This window comes from Truepera radiovictrix DSM 17093, from assembly GCF_000092425.1.
GTDB classification, from domain to species: Bacteria; Deinococcota; Deinococci; order Deinococcales; family Trueperaceae; genus Truepera; species Truepera radiovictrix.
This window is the reverse complement of record NC_014221.1, coordinates 827,019-843,186: the sequence shown is the minus strand read 5'-3', so window position 1 is coordinate 843,186 and position 16,168 is coordinate 827,019. Positions and strand designations below refer to the sequence as shown.

The window sequence follows — 16,168 nt, the reverse complement described above, 5'->3', positions numbered from 1 at the left end:
GCGCCATGACGCACGGTTCTTACTCCTACGACGACGACACCTACTCGGTCGCCGAAGCCAAACGCCGCGCGCGCGCCCAGCGGCGGCGCAAGGTCGCCTCGCTGCGGCGCGAGGGCCACTTCGACGAGGACGGCGAAGCGGTTCAGGGGGAGTTCGATTGGCGGCTCGCCAAACGCCTCTTGGGCTACTTGCGCCCCTACCGCAAACAGGCGCTCTGGTCGGTAGCCCTGCTCCTCATCTACAGCGCCATCGTACCGGTGTTTCCCTTTCTCATCACCCTCGCGATCGACCGCTACATCAACCCGGTCGCCGAACCCTACGCGTCGCTGTCCCAGAGCGCCCGTTACGAGGGCGTGGTGCTCATCGTCCTGATCTACATGGGCCTGCGGCTGCTCAACTTCGGGCTCCGCTACGGCTACACCTACTTGGTGAGCTGGCTCGGGCAGTACGTGGTCTTCGACATCCGCCGCGCGATCTTCGTCAAGGTGCAGCGGCTGCACATGGGCTTTTTCGACCGCACCCCGGTCGGGCGCCTGATCACCCGCGTCACGAGCGACATCGAAGCGATTCAGCAGGCGGTCGTCGACGGCGTCGTCGGGATCGTCGCGGACATGGGGCTGCTCATCGGGTTGATGGTCTACATGTTCGTGATCGATTGGCGGCTCGCGCTCGTCACGCTCACCGTCATGCCACCCCTTTACCTCGCGCTCAACTACGTCCGCAAACGCATCCGCGACGCCTTCCGGGCGGTGCGGCTCAGGACCTCGAAGTCCAACGCCTACCTGTCCGAAAACCTCTCCGGGATGAAGACGGTGCAGCTCTTTAACCGCGAGGCGCGTAACGAGCGGCGTTTCGACCAGATCAACCTGGAGCTGCTCGACGCCTACGTCGAACAGGTCCGCTGGTTCAGCCTCTTTTTCCCCATCGTGCAGGTCGCAGGCGCGGTCTCGGTCGCGCTCATCCTCTTTTACGGCGCCGTGCTCTTGACCGGCGAGACCCTCGGCGGCGCCACGGGCGGCGCGGTGACGATCGGGGTGCTGGCCGCCTTTTTGCAGTACTCGGGCGACTTTTTTAGGCCTATCCAGAACCTGAGCGACCGCTTTAACATCCTGCAGGCGGCGATGGCCTCTTCAGAGCGCATCTTCGGCCTGCTCGACACCCCCGAGGGCGTCACCGACAAACCGCACCCCGCGCGCTTCGAGGAGGGTTTTCGGGGGGAGGTGCGCTTTGACAACGTCTGGTTCGCCTACCAGGACGAGGAGTGGGTGCTTAAAGACCTCTCGTTCACCATCCACCCGGGCGAGTCGGTCGCTTTCGTCGGGCACACCGGCGCGGGCAAAACGACCATCATCAGCCTTGTCTCGCGCTTTTACGACGTGCAGCGCGGGGCGATCTACCTCGACGGCAAAGACGTGCGCGACTACGATCAGGTTACCCTGCGGCGGCACGTCGGCATCGTCTTGCAAGACCCCTTCCTCTTTAGCGGTACGGTGCGGAGCAACATCACCCTAAACGACGACAGCATCCCCTTAGAGCGCGTTGTCGAGGCGGCGCGCTTCGTCAACGCGCACGGTTTTATCGAGCGCTTGCCGCAGGGCTACGACACCCCCGTGTTAGAGCGCGGCGCGGGCTTCTCGACGGGGCAAAAGCAGCTGATCGCCTTTGCCCGGGCGCTCGTGCAAAACCCCGACATCCTGCTCGTTTTAGACGAAGCGACCGCCAACGTCGACACCGAGACCGAGGAGCTCATCCAAGACGCCCTTGAGAAGCTCATGCAGGGCCGCACGAGCATCATCATCGCGCACCGTCTCTCGACCATCCAGAACGTCGACCGCATCATGGTGATGCGCAAAGGGCGGCTTTTAGAGCAGGGCAACCACTTCGAGCTGTTGCAGCAGGGCGGCTACTACCGCAAGCTTTACGAGCTGCAGTACCAGAGACAGAGCGAGGCCCGCCCGAAGGTGTCGGGCGACGACTGACCGCCGCCTGAGCTCCCGGAGAACGTAGGGTGCCTTACCCAAGCGCTCCCCCGGGTGCGTGTTAGGCTGGCACAACCCCCCGCGGGGGGTTGTGCTGACAAGGATCCCCAAAACGCCAACTTTCCAACGACGCACGCGGAAAGGAGAGGCCGATGGACGATCTTCCCAAACCGCCCTTTCCCCCACAGAGCCAGACGCCACCGGGGCTCGACGCCGAGATGGACCCCCGCCCCAGGCACGAGGCCCCTCGCCTTAAGGGCACCGGCAAGCTAGGGTCTGTCTGACAGAAGGGCTGACTGATGTTTTAGGGTAAAGGCATGGCACGGACGGACTTAAGCGAGAAACAGTGGCGAGCGTTAAAAGCGCATTTACCTGCGAATCCCCAACGCGGCCACGCCTACGTTGACCATCGCCGAGTTATCAACGGCATTTTGTGGCGGCTCAAGACTGGAGCACCTTGGCGAGATGTTCCTGAGCGCTACGGAGCCTGGCAAACCTGCTGGGACCGGTTCACGAGGTGGGAACGTAGCGGTGACTGGCAGCGCATCCTACAAGCCCTTCAAGCGCATGCCGACGCCACAGGCGATATTGACTGGGACGGAGCGGCCTTGGACAGCAGTCACATCAAAGCCCACCGGAGCGCTGCAGGTGCGAGAAAGCGGCCCGCCGAGGGCGAAAAAAGGGGGGCTTGACAGATGAGTGGTTAGGCCACTCGCGTGGCGGGCATACCAGCAAAGTTCATGTCTGTGCTGATGGGAAGGTTCGCCCCCTGTCCCTTGTCGTGACCGCCGGGCAACGCAACGATGCCGCTTGGTTGGAGCGGGTGCTCGACGAGATACACGTACCACGTTTAGGTAGAGGGCGACCCCGAAAGCGCCCCTCACAGCTCCGCTTGGACCGGGCTTACAGCTTTAAGAAGCAGCGCCAAGGGTTGAGGCGACGGAACATTCGCTGTATCAGCCCTGAGCGAGAAGACGCCAAAAAGCACCGGCTCGCCAAGGGCTCCAAAGGTGGGCGTCCACCTGCTTTTGATACCAAGGCGTACAAGGGGCGCAACGTCATTGAGCGCTGCATCAACCGACTTAAAGACTTTCGTGCTGTAGCAACCCGCTATGACAAGCGGGGTCGGAACTACCTCGCGGGCGTGCTTGTCGCCTCCATTATCCTCTGGCTCTAATCAGTCAGACAGACCCTAGCGGGCGAGGTGGCGCTCATTACCGGCGGTGATTCGGGCATCGGGGCGGCGGTAGCCATCCTGTTCGCCCGCGAGGGGGCGGACGTCGCTATCATCTACCTACCCGAAGAGCAGCGCGACGCCGAGCACGTCAAGCAGCACGTCGAGCAGGAGGGGCGGCGCTGCTTGCTCCTGGCGGGCGACCTTAAAGACTCGGCGTTTTGCGACGAGGCGGTGCAGCGCACCGTCGCCGAATTGGGCCGGCTCGACATCCTGGTCAACAACGCCGCGCGCATGTACCAGCGCTCGTCGCTCGAGGTGCTCAGCGACGAGGAGCTCGACGAGCTCTTTCGCACGAACGTCTTCGCCTACTACTACATGGCGCGCGCCGCCCTCAAACACCTCGGGCGCGGGGGGCGCATCATCAACTGCGGCTCCGTCGCGGGTCTCAAGGGCAACCCCGATTTGCTCGGCTACGCCGAGACGAAAGGGGCCAACCACACGTTCACCAAAACGCTCGCCGCGCAGCTTATCGGCCGCGGTATCCGGGTCAACGGCGTCGCACCGGGACCCGTGTGGACCCCCCTCAACGCCTCCACGCGCACACCCGAGCAGATGGCGGGCTACGGCAAAGATACCGACCCCGTACCCCTCGGTAGACCGGCGCAACCCGAGGAGATCGCCCCCGCCTTTTTGTTTTTGGCGAGCCCCGCTGACAGCAGCTACGTAAGCGGCGAGATCATCTCGCTCTATGGCGGCGAGGTGCACGCGCGCTAGCCGGCGCTAGGCGTCGCCGTAACGCGACGCGCCCAGCCGCCCTCGCCGCCAGCGCGACACCAGGCCGTGTGGCGCGAAGATAAGTGCCAGCACAAAAAGGCCGCTCGCGACGAGGACGATCGTCCCCCCCGAGGCGACGTTGAGGTAAAACGACAGGTAGAGGCCGACGACCCCCGAAACCATACCGACCCCGGCGGCCAGGAGCATCATGCGCGGCAGGTTGTTGCTGAGCAGGTAAGCGGTCGCCCCCGGCGTGATCAGCATCGCCACGACCAAGATGACGCCGACCGTCTCGAGGCTCGCGACGATCGTCAGGGTCAGGAGCAGCATCAGACCGTAGTGGACGGCGGCGGTGTTGATCCCCACGGCGCTCGCTTGGGTGGGGTCGAAGATGTAGAGCGACAGCTCTTTGTAGAAAAGAAACACGGCGAGCAGCGTCGCGGCGCCCGCCAGCAGGGTGAGCAGAAGCACCGGCATGCGCACCCCGAGAACGTTGCCGAAAAGGATGTGCATGAGGTGCGTCGCGGTGGCGATGCGGCTAATCATCACCACCCCGAGGGCGAAGGCGCCGGTAAACATGAGCCCCATGGCGGTGTCCTCTTTGATCCGGGTGTGGCGCTCGATAAAGCCGATGCCGAGCGCCGTCAGCGCGCCGGTTACAAAGGCCCCGACGAAGTAGGGCCAAGCCAGCAAGTAGGCGACCGCTACCCCCGGCAAGACCGCGTGCGAGATGGCGTCGCCCAAAAGGGCCCAGCGGCGCAGCACCACAAAGCACGAGAGCACCCCGCAGACCGCCCCGACGACCAGTGTGGTGAGCAGCGCGCGCTGCATAAAGCCGTACTGAAAGGGTTCGGCCAGCGGCGCCGGCAGAAGGTTCAAGAGCACCACGAGCGCGGCGATGAGCGCCTCCGCGACCCCTTCTGCGGCGCCGTAGAGCGCCCCGTAAAGCTCCCTCACGCGACGCCTCGAGCCCCGTCGGGCAGCGTGACGCGCAACCCCGCACCGCCGTAAGCGGCGCTCAGGTTCGCCTCGCTCAGCACAGTTTGCGGGGGGCCGGCGGCGATAAGACGACGGTTTAACAGGACCACGCGGTCGGCGTGGGCGCTCGCGACGCCGAGGTCGTGCACCACCATGAGCACGGTCCGCCCCGCGGCGCGCACGCCTGCTAAGACCTCGAGGATGAGCTCTTGGGAACGCTTGTCAACGCCCGCGAGCGGTTCGTCGAGCAGCAGCAGCTGCGCCTCCTGAGCGAGCGCGCGCGCCAGAAAGACCCGCTGCTTCTGCCCCCCCGAAAGCGCCCCGATGGGGCGGCGGCACAGCTCGAGCATGCCGACCGCCGCGAGCGCCCGCTCCGCCGCCTCGCGGTGCGCCCGCCCCGCCCAGCTCGCGGGGGCGAAGCGGCGCACCCCCCCTTGGGCGCGGATCCGGTTGTAACGCCCCGCCAAGACCACCTCGAAGACGCTGATAGGGAAGTCGCGGTCGATCGCCCCCTCCTGCGGGACGTAGGCGATGTGGCCGCGGCGGCGTTCGGCCGCGACGCTCGAGCCGAGCACCTGCAGCTCCCCCCGAACGGGCCGCATCACCCCGCTCAGCAGCTTGAACACGGTCGACTTGCCCGCCCCGTTGGGCCCGACGATTGCGACGAAGTCGCCCCTGGGGAGCTCGAAGGTGACGTCCTCGAGCACCAAGGGCCCGTCGTAGCGGGCGCACACCCCCCGCAACGACACGGCGGGCGGCGCCGCAGCCACCCCCTGAAGGGGCGGCGCGGCGCGGACGTGAACGCAGCTGCCCGCCATCGGCTAGCGCAGCGTCTCGACGAGCAAGGCAGCGTTGGCGCGCTGCAGCTCGAGGTAGCTCTCGGCGCCCGTGCCCGCTTCGCCGAGCGAGTCGACGTAGAGCGGACCCGCGACCGGCGTGCCCGTCTCGTCGGCGACGCTCTGCACGTAGCGGTCGCTGATGGTGCTCTCCCAGAAGAGCGCAGCGGGCTCGCGTTCACGCACGAGCGTCACGACCCGGATGATCTGCTCGGGCGTCCCCTCTGTTTCGGCGTTGCTCCCCCAGATGCCCTCGTGCTCGAAGCCGAAGGCGGCGGCGTAGTACAAAAGGGCCGCCTCACTGGTGACAAGCAACCGGTTCGCCGCGGGGATGGCGCCGAGCTGCTCGCGCAGCTCCTCGTAGAGCGCCTCTAACTCGGCGAGGTAGGCCGCCGCGTTGGCCTCGTACGTCGCGGCGCTTTCGGGGTCAGCGGCGACGAGCGCGTCGCGCATCACCTCGACGTAGCGCACCGCGGCGCGCGGGTCCATCCAGAGGTGCGGGTCCGGCGCCCCCTCAAACTCGCCGAGGGTAATGGGCAGGGTCTCGTACCCCGTCTCCTCGGCGACCGCCACGGCGAGCGCCCCCTCGGCGAGCGTCGCCTCCGCTTGGGGCAGCCACGTCTCGAGGTCGTAGCCGTTGTAGAACAAGACGTCCGCCTCCTCGAGGTCGATAAAGTTCTGCGGGACGAGCTCCCACTCGTGGACTTCGGCCCCGACGGGGGCGAGCACGCGTACGTCGGCGCCCTCGCCGGCGATCTGGCGGGCAAAATCCTCTAGGATGCTAAAACTCGTCACGATCGTCGGTTGAGGCGCCGGTTGCGCGAACGCAGCCGCCCCGAGCGTCAGCGCGACGATAGGGACGATCGCGGGGATGAGGCGAGCACTTCGGCGTTGATTCACGGCAACTCCCATCTTCTGGCCCAGAGATTTAGGCATGCCTAATATAAGGCTAAGGGGGCTGTAAAAATGTTGTCAAGCACCCCTAGTCCACCCCAGCTCCCAACCGCGCCCGAGCAGCCACGGCTCCCGGAGTCGGCCAGGTAGGGAGGCGAGGTGGGGGGCGTGGCACGAGGTGGGGGGCGTGGTACAAAGAGCGCTATGAACATCGTCTGCTTCGGCGAGGCGCTCATCGACTTTAAAGCGCAAGGGGAGCTGCTCTTCCAGGGGTTCGTCGGTGGCTCGCCGCTCAACGTCGCGGTCGCCGCGGCGCGGCTCGGGGCGAAGGCGGCGCTCGCCGCCGGCGTCTCGTACGACCTCTTCGGCGAGGCGATCGTGGCGCACCTTGAGGCCAACGGCGTCGACACCTCCCTTGTAGAGCGCAGCGACGCGCCCTCGACGCTCGCCTTCGTCGCCGAATCGGGGGGCGACGTCGACTTTACCTTTATCGGCGAAGGGGCCGCCGACACCCGTTACGACCCGCAGCCGCGCCCCACCTTGCCCCCCGAGGTCGCCTTTTTGGAGTTCGGCTCGATTAGCCTCCTGCGCGAACCCGGGGCGAGCGCGATCGATGAGCTCATCGCCGCGCACAGGGGGCGCTGCGCGGTGATCTTCGACCCCAACGTGCGCCCGGCGCTCATCCCCGACCGCGCCGCTTACACCCCCAAACTGGAGCGCGCACTGTCGCTCAGCCACCTCGTCAAGGTGAGCGCGCAGGACCTGCGCTGGCTCTACCCGGACGTGCCCATCGAGGCGGCCGCCGCAAGCTGGCTCGACCGAGGGCCCGAAGCGGTCATCGTCACGAGCGGCGCCGAGGGTGTCCGGCTGCTGCGGCGGGAGCAACCGACCCTCACGCTCGCCACCCCGCGCGTCGAGGTCGCCGACACCGTCGGGGCGGGCGACACCTTTATGGGGGCGCTCATGGTGCGGCTGATCGAGCTCGGCGCCACCGGGGGCTTCGCGGCGCTCGAGGCGCCGAGGTGGCGCGACGCCCTGCGCTTTGCCGCCGCTGCCGCCGCCCTCAACTGCACCCGCGCTGGCGCCAACCCACCCACCCGGGGCGAGCTCGAGGCGTTTCTCGCCCAACGGGGCTAAAGCGCTACAAAACGTTGAACAAGGGGGCGTTGCACAACGTGGGGAGCGTCCGCCGTGGCGGACGCTCCCCACAAGCGCTCCTTTGCGGCGCGCTTACGGGATGACCAGCACCATCCCCTCGAAGAGCAGGTCGGGGTCCTCCAAAAAGGGGTTGGCGTCGACGATCTCGGGCCAGCGGCTGCCGCGCCCGTAGTAGGTCTGCGCGAGCCGCGAGAGAAAATCCCCCGTGCGGACGACGTGCAGGTCCTGCGCCCCAATGAGGCGCGCGACCGCGCTCTGCGCCGCCCGCAGGTCGCGCCGCAGCGCGCTGTAACGCTCGCGCTGCGCTTCGCTGAGTTCGCGCACGGGGGGCGCGACGCGCAAAAAGGCGCGCAGCTCGTCGGTCAGCGCCGCCGCGCGGGCCCGCGCCGCCTCGAGCTGCTCGTCCGTAGGTGCCAGGAGCTGCTCGGTCGGCAGACCTTCGGCGCTGCCCAGCTGCTCGGCGAGGGCGTCGCGCTCGCCGCTCACCACCTCGAGCTGCGCGCTCACCTCTTCGACGCGGCGCTGTAGCGCCGCGACCTCCGCCTGCAGCGCTTCGGCGCGCGCCTCCGCCGCCGCGGCGGCCTCCTGCGCAGCCGTCAGCTCCTGCGCGAGGTCCTCCCGCTCCCCCTCTAGGGCGCTCAGCTGCTCACTCAGGCTCGCCCGGTCGCTCTCGGCCGCCCCCAGCGAGGCCTCGAGCTCAGCCTGCTCCGCACGCACCGCTTCGAGCTCCTCGCGCAAGAGCGCCACGAGGGTCTGCGCCTCCTCGCGTTCGCGCTGCGCCGCCTCCAGCTCGCCTTCGCGCGCTCCAAGCGCTTCGCGCAGCTCCTCACGCTCGGCGCGCACCGCCGTCAGCTCCTCGGCCTCACCCCGCGCCGCCTCGAGCGCTTCACGCAGCGACGCGTTCTCCTCGCGCAACCGCTGCAGCTCCTGGGTCTGCTCCTGGCGCTGCGCTTGGAGCGTTTCGAGCTGCGCCTGCACCTCCTCTGCAGCCTGCAGCTGCGCCTGCAGCTCGGCGCTCTCCGAACGCAGCGCCTCGAGCTGTTCGCTGAGCTCCGCGACCCGCGCGCGCGCCTCGTCGCGTTCGCGCTGCGCCGCCTCGAGCTCCGCCTGGGCGGCGGTGGCCGCTTCGGCGTCGCGCCGCGCGGTCTCGAGCTCCTCTTGCAGCGCGGCGTTCTCCTCGCGCAGGTCTTGCAGCTGTTGCTCCTGCGCTTGCCGCTCCGCTCGCGCCGCCTCGAGCTCCTCGCGCAACTCGGCGTTCTCGGCGCTTAGCGCCTCTTGCTCTTCGCGCGCCGCGTCACCGGCAGCCGCCTCGAGCTCGCGCCGCGCCGCCTCGAGCTCCTCTTGCAGCGCGGCGTTCTCTTCGCGCAACGCCTCGAGCTCCGCTTGCAACGCCTCTAGGTCGGCCGCCTCTTCGGGGAGCGCAGCGCGCACGTTGGCGACCTCGTCTTGCAGGACCCGCAAGCGGACGGCGACCCCCGGCGCCACGTCGATGGCCAACAGCTCGGCGAGCTGCGCTTCAAGGCGTGCCAGCGCCTCCTGCAGCTCCGCCCCCCCTGCCGCGGCGGCAGGGGCCGCTCCCTGCGGCTGCGCGCTCGCCACACTCAGCAGCGCGGCGAGCGCAAGGGCGCCGAGGCGGGCTCTGGTGGTCGGTCGGTCTCTCAGTCCTTTCATCCCTCTCCTCTCCCAACATCACGTGTGCGCTGGCCCTGTGGCTGCCAACCGTCTACGAGGCCGCATCGCCGGCGCCGCGCTGCAGCTGCACCCCCCCCGGCGGGTTCTAAGGGGCTCTTAGCGCTGACAGACGTCTGCTCTACTGTAGCAAGAAGCAGCTGCGGGCGCGCCAGAGAGCGTGTCAGATTTGTGTAAGGCTCGTTTGTTATCGTAAAGACCATGGCGGCTAGGGCACCAGGGCACTTCGGCGGGGGGGGGTCGCCCTTAGACGATATCGACATCGGCGTGTACCGGCTCATGGTAGAGGCGCTTAGCGAAGCGGTGCTCCTCTACGGTGCAGACGGCCGGGTTCTCACGCATAACCGCAGCGCAGAACGGCTTTTGGGGCTCTCGGCGGCGCAGTTAAGTGGTCAGGCGCCGCTCCCGGCGGGGTGGTGCGTCGTCCGTGAGGAGGGGGGCGAACTGCCCGGTCTAGCGGCGCTACGCACCGGCCGCGCGCAGCGCAACGTCGCGCTGCACGTGCGTACTCCAGAGGGCGAGCGTTGGCTCTGCGCCAACGCCGAGCCGCTCTTTCGGGGAGGCGACGGCCGCCCTTACGCCGCCGTCGTGTCGCTCGCCGACATCACCGAGCAGCGCCGCACCCGGGCGCAGCTCGAGCGCCAGAGCGCCTTTCGGGGCTCGCTCATCGCGCTCGTCGGGGCCTCGTTGCAGCACGGCCTCGACGAGGCGTTTTACCAGCGCCTGCTCGAGGGGGCGGTGCAGGTCATCCCGGGGGCGCAGGCGGGCAGTTTGCTGCTGCGCGGCGAGGGCGACGCCTTTTTCTTCGTCGCGGCGGTGAACTTCGACCGCGAGGTGCTGGCCCGCTCCTACCTCTACGAGCACGAGCTCTTCCGCGACCCCGAGGTGCCGGGGTTGCAGCTCATCTACGGCTTCGACAACAGCGCCATCGACCCCGAACGCCGCGCCCCCCTCTACGAAGCGGGCGACACGGGCGGCATCAAGGTCAGCATGTCGATCCCCGTCGAGATGGGGGGGCGCGCGATCGCCTACTTTAACCTCGACAACTTCGACGACCCGAACGCTTTCGGCGAGGAGGCGATCGAGATGGGGCGCATCTTCGCTCACCAGGTCGCCGCGCTCTGGCAGCGCTTTCGGCTCGAGGCCGAGCTCCGCAAAGAGCGCGCCGCGCTCGAGCGCCTCGCCTTTTTCGACCCGCTGACGGGGCTGCCGAACCGCGCTCTGCTACACGACCGCCTGCAGCACGCGCTCGCGCAGCGGGGCGCGGGCGCGCTCACGGTGATGTTTCTCGACCTCGACGACTTCAAAGACGTCAACGACACCCTCGGCCACGACACCGGCGACGCGCTGCTGCGCGAGGTGAGCCGCCGCTTGGAGGCGTGCCTCCGCGCCGGCGACACCGTCGCCCGCTGGGGCGGCGACGAGTTCGTGCTGCTGCTCCCCGGGGTCGGGACCGAACAGGCCGCGTCGCGCGTCGCGCGCAAGATCCTGACGTGCCTCGCCGAGCCCTTCGCGCTCGGCGAGGTCGACGTGCGCGTCGCAGCGAGCCTCGGCGTCGCCCTCTACCCCGGCCTCGCCGCTAGCAGCGAAGACCTCTTAAAGCACGCCGACATCGCCCTCTACCGCGCCAAAGAGGGGGGCAAGCACACCTACGCCTTCTTTACCGAGGACATGAACCGGCGCCTCAAGGTGCGGCTCTCGCAGGGAGCGGAGCTGCGCGAGGCGCTCGCCTCGGGCGCCCTGACCCTCGCGCTCGAGCCGCGCGTCGACCTCGCGACCCTCGAGGTCACCGCGCTAGAGGCGCGGGTCGTGTGGCCGCACCCCGAACGCGGCCCGCTAGGGGCCGACGCCCTCTTGCCGCTCGCCGAAGAAGCGGGGCTCATCGGGCAGCTCGGCGAACGGGTCATCGCACTCACCTGCGAGCAAGCGGCGCAGCACAAGCGCGAGGGCCGCACGCAGCGCCTGAGCCTCACCGTCTCCTCGCGCGGCCTGCGGCACGCTGGCATCGTCCCGCAGCTCGCGCACCACCTCAGGCGCACGCAGCTCGAGCCGGCACAGCTCGAGCTCGGCATCGGCGACCTCGCTACCGTCGAGTCGCCCACGGGCCTTGCCACCCTGCGCGCCCTCCACGGGCTCGGGGTGCAGCTGTCGCTCGCCGGTTTGGGGGTACCGGGCATCCCCCTCAACCTCCTGCGCCAGCTCCCCTTACGCAGCGTTCAGCTCGACGGCTCCTTTGTCCGCGACCTCACGCTGGAGGGCGCTGACGCCTACGCCGCCGGTCAGCTCGCGCGCAACCTGATTCAGCTCGTCGTGGCTTTGGGGCGCAACCTCGGGATCGCCGTCGTCGCCAAGGGGATCGCGACGCCCTTGCAGCGCGCCCTGCTGCGCGAACTAGGGTGCGACGAGGGGCAGGGGCCGCTCTTCGGCGCGCCTTACACCACGGCGGCACCCGCCGCGGGCGCGGTCTATCTCCCGCTGCCGACCTGACGCCATCGCTGGGGTCAGGGGGCGGCCCCTCCGTCAGACGCGGCCAGCGTGGGCCCCAAAAAGGCCCCGCGAGCTCGCGGGGCCGGTGGTCTAAGCGGTGCAGGGTGCCGGCTGACACACGGTTAGAGGTGGGTCAGCCTCCAAGAGGACGAGCCTAGACCGCGACGTGACCGCCGGAGCGCCCGCGGGGGCGGAACGCGCGCTGCCCTCGGCCCCCGCGTAGCGTGGCACGTCGTGAGGGGATCGCGCGAGGGCCCTCCCGCCGCGGTGACGTCGGTGAGCGAAGGGCGGCGGGCGAGGCCGCTGAGCTCGGCGGTCATAGGGGGCACTTTACCGAGCGGCGCGGGGGCGGCACATCGTACCCGCCCGAGGACCGGGGTGCTCATTCGGCGTAGATCCCGGGGGCGCTTTGGGCGTACGCCTTTTGGCCGATCGCCGCGCTACCCACCCAGCTGCCCGATAATCGCGAACATCGGCAGGAACATCCCCGCCACGATAAACCCGACGACGCCGCCCAAGAAGACGATCAGCAGGGGCTCCAGCGCCGCCGTGAGGCTCTCGACGGCCTCGTTGACCTCGCGCTCGTAAAAGCTCGCGACTTTTTCCATCATCGCGTCGACCGCGCCCGTCTCCTCGCCGATGGCGACCATCGAAGCGACCAGAGGCGGAAAGACCTTGGGCCGCGCGAGCAGCGTCAGGCTCATCTGCTCGCCGCGCTGCACCGCCCCTTTGGCCTCCTCGAGCACGTCCTCGACGATCGCGTTGCCGGCTGTGCCCTTGGTGATGTCGATCGCCTCGAGGATGTTGACGCCGCTCTTGAGAAGGAGCCCAAAGGTGCTCGAAAAGCTCGCGATGGCGGTTTTTTGCACCAGCTTGCCCAGCACCGGCGCTTTGAGGAGCGCGCCGTCGATCGCGCGGCGCCCCCGAGCGGTACGGTAAAACGCCCCCAACCCCACCACGCCGCCGACAGCGAGCAGGAGCAGCAGCCACCACTGCCCCCGCAAAAAGTCGCTGATGGCGATCAGCACGCGCGTCATGAGGGGCAGCTCACCGCCGAGCTGCGTCAAGATCCCCGCGAACTGCGGCACGATCCCCGTCAGCAGAAAGTAGGTGACGCCGAGGGCGATAAGGAGCACCACGGTGGGGTAGGTTAGAGCGCTCCGCAACTTGCCGCGCAGCGCCGCCTGCTTCTCCTGGTAGAGCGCGATGCGCTCTAGGATGCTGTCTAGGTTGCCCGACGCCTCCCCCGCCCGTACGAGGTAGACGTAGAGCCGACCGAAGAGCTTGGGGTGCTTTGCGAGCGCCTCCGAGAGGGGCGTGCCGGTCTCGACCTCCTCGCGGATCCTTTTGAGCGCCTCTTTGAGGGCGTCCTTTTCGGCTTGGCGCTGCAAGATCGCCAGCGACTGCACGACCGGCAACCCCGCGTTGATCACCGTCGCGAACTGGCGGCTAAACACCGTGACGTCGCGCAGGTTGGGTTTTCCCCCGACGCTCAGCCACGCCGGCAGCTTGACGTCGGCGTGCAACCCCGTCTTCGGGGGGGCGATCTCGGTGGGCAGGAGGTCCTTTTCGCGTAGCGCCAGCGCGACGTCGCGCTGCGTGGGGGCCTCCATCACCGCCTCCACGAGGCGACCGGAGCGGTCCCTGGCCTTGTAAGCGTAGAGCGGCATCTTTAGAGTCTACGGGGGCGCTCGGGAGCGAGGTGGCGGATTTTTCGCTTCGGGGGCGAGCCGCGACGCCCCCTCGCTACACCTCGCGAACCGCCTCCGGCGTAGCGTAGAGCGCTACCCCCGGACGGTCTCCCTGGAGCGCGCCGAGCACCTGCAGGGGGTGCACGATCGTCGCTGCGCTCAGGTGATGGGTCTCAGGCGGCAGCGAAAAGCCGTAACCCTTGCTCAGCACCTCGCCGCGCACGCTCACCGCGACGCAGGCCACCAAGCTCAGGCGTAGCAGCGCGGGGTCCGGTAGCGCCGTGAGGAGCTCCCCTTGACGCTCCGCCCCGGCGATACTCGAGGCCGCGCGCGCGTCGACCACCCCGCTCTCGAGGCGTCGGTAGTGGGGGCCGTGCTGCGCGGGGACCACGACGCTGACCCCGGCCTCCAAGAGGCGCTGGCGCAAGGGTCTCAGCACGTAGTCGGGGTAGGCGAGCACGGTGTCCCCGGGGCGGAGCCGCGCCGTCTGGAAAAGGTGTTCTAGCAGGCGCGCGGCCGCTTCCGCCGCCCCCTTGAAGTTGGGGTGGTGCCCGTGCGGGGGGAGCGGATAAGCGACCTGCCGCGCCGCCAAAAGCCGCCCCCACACCCAGTCGCGCACGGGGCCGGGCGTCGGGGGGTCGGGGGGTGCGGCGCTAGACACGGCTCAGTCTAACGCCCTCTCGCCGGCTCCCCCAAAGGTAGGATGGCGCCATGACCGACGCCGCGGCGCCCCCCACCGAGCGCGCCCCGCTCATTTTGAGAGCCCTGCAAGAGAGCTACCCAGACGCGACGACCGAACTCGACCACCACAACCCCTTTGAACTGCTCATCGCCACCATCTTATCGGCGCAGGCGACCGACAGGAGCGTCAACGCCGCGACCCCCGCGCTCTTCGAGCGCTACCCCGACGCGCACGCCCTCGCCCTAGCCGAACCGGAGGAGGTCGAACCCTACATCCGGCGCATTGGCCTCTACCGCGCCAAGGCCAGAAACTGCGTGGCCACGGCGCGCGCGCTCGTCGAGCGCTTCGGTGGGGAGGTCCCCGAGGACTTTGGGGCGGTTCTCTCGCTCCCCGGCGTCGGGCGCAAAACGGCCGCGGTCGTGCTGGCCAACGCCTTCGGACGCCCCGCGATCGCCGTCGACACCCACGTCGGGCGGCTCGCGCGGCGTTTGGGGCTGAGCGCGGCGACCAATCCCGACCGCGTGCAGCGCGACCTCGAGGCGCTCTTTCCGCCCGCGAGCTGGATCTTTCTGCACAACGCGCTGATCTTTCACGGGCGGCGGGTGTGCTTCGCGCGCGCCCCGGCCTGCGAGGTCTGCACGCTCGCACCCCTCTGCCCGAGCCGCCGCCGGTAGCGGCCCACGCCACGGGTCGCAGGTAGCGGCGTGTAGCCCCTCCCGCAGGCGTTCGGGGCGCCGTTTGCTAAGGTGGCGTCATGTTGGACGCGCCCCCCGCCTCCCCGTTAGACGTCGCCATTATCGGCGCAGGCCCCATCGGCATCGAGGCCGCGATCCGCGCCAAGCGCGCCGGACTCCGCTACCTGCTTATCGACAAGGGCGCCGTGGTCGACGCCATCTACCGCTGGCCGACCTTTTTGACCTTTTTCACCACCAGCGAACGCCTCGAGGTCGGCGGGCACCCGTTTGTAACGGCGACCGACAAACCGACCCGCAAAGAGGCGCTGGACTACTACCGCAAGGTCGCCCAACGCGAAGCCCTGCACGTGCGCCTCTACAGCCCCGTCACGGCCGTGCGGCGCGCGCCGGAGGGGTTTGAGTTGACGCTCTCCCCCGAACACCGCCCGGAAGAGCGGCTGCGCGCCCGCACCGTGGTGGTGGCGACCGGCTACTACGACAACCCCAAACGGCTCGGCGTCCCCGGTGAGGACCTGCCGAGCGTCTCGCACTACTTCGACGAGGCGCACCCGCACTGGGGCCGCAACGTGACCATCATCGGGGCGGGCTCGAGCGCCGCCGACGCTGCTCTAGAGCTTTTCCGCGCCGGCGCCAAGGTGACGATGGTCCACCGCGGCGAGGGCTTTCGCCACTCGCTCAAGTACTGGATCCGGCCGAACCTGGAAAACCGCATTAAAGAGGGGTCGATCACCGCGCACTTTCGCACCGTGGTGCAAGCGATCACCCCGACTGAGGTCGTCGCGCTCAAAGCGGGCGAGGAGCTGCGCATCCCGACCGACGTGACCTTCGCGCTGACGGGCTACTACGCGGCGCCGGGGCGCTTTTTAGAGGGTCTAGGGGTCGAGACGAACCCCGAAGACTTTTCCGTCGCGCTCGACCCCGCGACTTTTGAGAGCAACGTGCCGGGGCTCTACTTCATCGGCTCGGCGGGTTTCGGCACCCGCACCTCGGACGTGTTTATCGAAAACGGGCTCCTGCACGCCGCGGCGGCGATGGCGGACATCGCGCGGCGGCTCGAGCAAAGACCCGTGGGGGTGTAACCAGCGACGCGTCAAAGGCGTCTACCCACCGCTCGGCACTCGCGGCTCT

Annotated in this window: 14 protein-coding genes; 8 read left to right on the top strand and 6 right to left on the bottom strand. The window is 68.6% G+C overall.

Annotated elements, in window-relative coordinates; translation table 11 throughout:
- Positions 1-5 precede the first annotated feature (5 nt).
- The 4 genes from TRAD_RS03845 to TRAD_RS03840 all read left to right on the top strand — a co-directional run bounded on the left by TRAD_RS03845 (position 6) and on the right by TRAD_RS03840 (position 3,930).
- Entirely contained in the window at positions 6-1,979 is a 1,974-nt protein-coding gene (locus TRAD_RS03845; protein ID WP_013177279.1) for an ABC transporter ATP-binding protein, read from the top strand.
- Positions 1,980-2,131: 152 nt separating this feature from the next.
- Entirely contained in the window at positions 2,132-2,263 is a 132-nt protein-coding gene (locus TRAD_RS16710; RefSeq protein WP_013177278.1) for a short chain dehydrogenase/reductase family oxidoreductase, read from the top strand.
- Positions 2,264-2,296: 33 nt separating this feature from the next.
- Positions 2,297-3,156 (top strand): IS5 family transposase gene (locus TRAD_RS15605; RefSeq protein ID WP_148221177.1). Its coding sequence is split into 2 segments (ribosomal slippage): positions 2,297-2,651 and positions 2,651-3,156, totalling 861 coding nucleotides; the frame shifts between segments, so codons are not numbered across the junction.
- Positions 3,157-3,183: 27 nt separating this feature from the next.
- Positions 3,184-3,930 carry an SDR family oxidoreductase gene (locus TRAD_RS03840; RefSeq protein WP_013177277.1) on the top strand — a complete coding sequence of 249 codons (747 nt, stop codon included), beginning with the start codon at positions 3,184-3,186 and terminating at the stop codon, positions 3,928-3,930.
- A 6-nt stretch (positions 3,931-3,936) separates the two neighbouring features.
- Here the strand turns inward: TRAD_RS03840 and TRAD_RS03835 are convergent, their stop codons facing one another.
- Genes TRAD_RS03835 through TRAD_RS03825 form a run of 3 tightly spaced genes read right to left on the bottom strand, consistent with a single transcriptional unit; the run spans position 3,937 to position 6,680 of the window.
- Complete coding sequence (locus TRAD_RS03835; protein ID WP_013177276.1) at positions 3,937-4,887, bottom strand: metal ABC transporter permease; 951 nt, start codon at positions 4,885-4,887, stop codon at positions 3,937-3,939.
- Positions 4,884-5,726: a metal ABC transporter ATP-binding protein gene (locus TRAD_RS03830; RefSeq protein WP_013177275.1), complete on the bottom strand. Its 843-nt coding sequence runs from the start codon at positions 5,724-5,726 to the stop codon at positions 4,884-4,886. Before TRAD_RS03830 ends, TRAD_RS03835 begins: the two co-directional genes overlap by 4 nt.
- Positions 5,727-5,729: 3 nt before the next feature.
- Positions 5,730-6,680 carry a metal ABC transporter solute-binding protein, Zn/Mn family gene (locus TRAD_RS03825; protein WP_221401648.1) on the bottom strand — a complete coding sequence of 317 codons (951 nt, stop codon included), beginning with the start codon at positions 6,678-6,680 and terminating at the stop codon, positions 5,730-5,732.
- A gap of 162 nt (positions 6,681-6,842) precedes the next feature.
- Between TRAD_RS03825 and TRAD_RS03820 the strand changes: the two genes are divergently transcribed.
- On the top strand, positions 6,843-7,775 hold the full coding sequence (locus tag TRAD_RS03820; protein ID WP_041947128.1) for a carbohydrate kinase family protein: 933 nt from the start codon (positions 6,843-6,845) through the stop codon (positions 7,773-7,775).
- A 93-nt stretch (positions 7,776-7,868) separates the two neighbouring features.
- Here TRAD_RS03820 and TRAD_RS03815 read toward each other — a convergent pair whose 3' ends face one another.
- On the bottom strand, positions 7,869-9,467 hold the full coding sequence (locus tag TRAD_RS03815) for a LysM peptidoglycan-binding domain-containing protein (protein WP_013177272.1): 1,599 nt from the start codon (positions 9,465-9,467) through the stop codon (positions 7,869-7,871).
- Positions 9,468-9,686: 219 nt separating this feature from the next.
- On the opposite strand from TRAD_RS03815, the gene TRAD_RS15050 reads away from it, so the two are divergent.
- Positions 9,687-11,972 (top strand): diguanylate cyclase domain-containing protein, encoded by a 2,286-nt coding sequence (locus TRAD_RS15050; protein WP_013177271.1) that lies wholly within the window; start codon positions 9,687-9,689, stop codon positions 11,970-11,972.
- 440 nt (positions 11,973-12,412) lie between these two features.
- Here the strand turns inward: TRAD_RS15050 and TRAD_RS03805 are convergent, their stop codons facing one another.
- Together TRAD_RS03805 and TRAD_RS03800 are read right to left on the bottom strand one after the other, a co-directional pair.
- Positions 12,413-13,642, bottom strand: coding sequence for a type II secretion system F family protein (locus tag TRAD_RS03805; RefSeq protein ID WP_013177270.1), 1,230 nt, complete (start codon positions 13,640-13,642; stop codon positions 12,413-12,415).
- A gap of 76 nt (positions 13,643-13,718) precedes the next feature.
- Positions 13,719-14,324, bottom strand: a complete 606-nt coding sequence (locus TRAD_RS03800; protein ID WP_013177269.1) for a 5-formyltetrahydrofolate cyclo-ligase family protein — start codon at positions 14,322-14,324, stop codon at positions 13,719-13,721.
- A 50-nt stretch (positions 14,325-14,374) separates the two neighbouring features.
- On the opposite strand from TRAD_RS03800, the gene nth reads away from it, so the two are divergent.
- Both nth and TRAD_RS03790 read left to right on the top strand, forming a co-directional pair.
- Entirely contained in the window at positions 14,375-15,019 is a 645-nt protein-coding gene (gene nth, locus TRAD_RS03795; RefSeq protein WP_013177268.1) for an endonuclease III, read from the top strand.
- 80 nt (positions 15,020-15,099) lie between these two features.
- Positions 15,100-16,119, top strand: a complete 1,020-nt coding sequence (locus TRAD_RS03790) for a YpdA family putative bacillithiol disulfide reductase (RefSeq protein WP_013177267.1) — start codon at positions 15,100-15,102, stop codon at positions 16,117-16,119.
- The last annotated feature ends 49 nt before the right edge of the window (positions 16,120-16,168 follow it).

What these genes read in the sequence shown, in the direction of transcription:
- TRAD_RS03845 (WP_013177279.1), top strand. Translation starts at nt 6, where the DNA reads ATGACGCACGGTTCTTACTCCTACGACGACGACACCTACTCGGTCGCC.
- TRAD_RS03825 (WP_221401648.1), bottom strand. Translation starts at nt 6,680, where the DNA reads ATGCCTAAATCTCTGGGCCAGAAGATGGGAGTTGCCGTGAATCAACGC.
- TRAD_RS03830 (WP_013177275.1), bottom strand. Translation starts at nt 5,726, where the DNA reads ATGGCGGGCAGCTGCGTTCACGTCCGCGCCGCGCCGCCCCTTCAGGGG.
- TRAD_RS03820 (WP_041947128.1), top strand. Translation starts at nt 6,843, where the DNA reads ATGAACATCGTCTGCTTCGGCGAGGCGCTCATCGACTTTAAAGCGCAA.
- nth (WP_013177268.1), top strand. Translation starts at nt 14,375, where the DNA reads ATGACCGACGCCGCGGCGCCCCCCACCGAGCGCGCCCCGCTCATTTTG.
- TRAD_RS03815 (WP_013177272.1), bottom strand. Translation starts at nt 9,467, where the DNA reads ATGAAAGGACTGAGAGACCGACCGACCACCAGAGCCCGCCTCGGCGCC.
- TRAD_RS16710 (WP_013177278.1), top strand. Translation starts at nt 2,132, where the DNA reads ATGGACGATCTTCCCAAACCGCCCTTTCCCCCACAGAGCCAGACGCCA.
- TRAD_RS03790 (WP_013177267.1), top strand. Translation starts at nt 15,100, where the DNA reads ATGTTGGACGCGCCCCCCGCCTCCCCGTTAGACGTCGCCATTATCGGC.
- TRAD_RS15050 (WP_013177271.1), top strand. Translation starts at nt 9,687, where the DNA reads ATGGCGGCTAGGGCACCAGGGCACTTCGGCGGGGGGGGGTCGCCCTTA.
- TRAD_RS03805 (WP_013177270.1), bottom strand. Translation starts at nt 13,642, where the DNA reads ATGCCGCTCTACGCTTACAAGGCCAGGGACCGCTCCGGTCGCCTCGTG.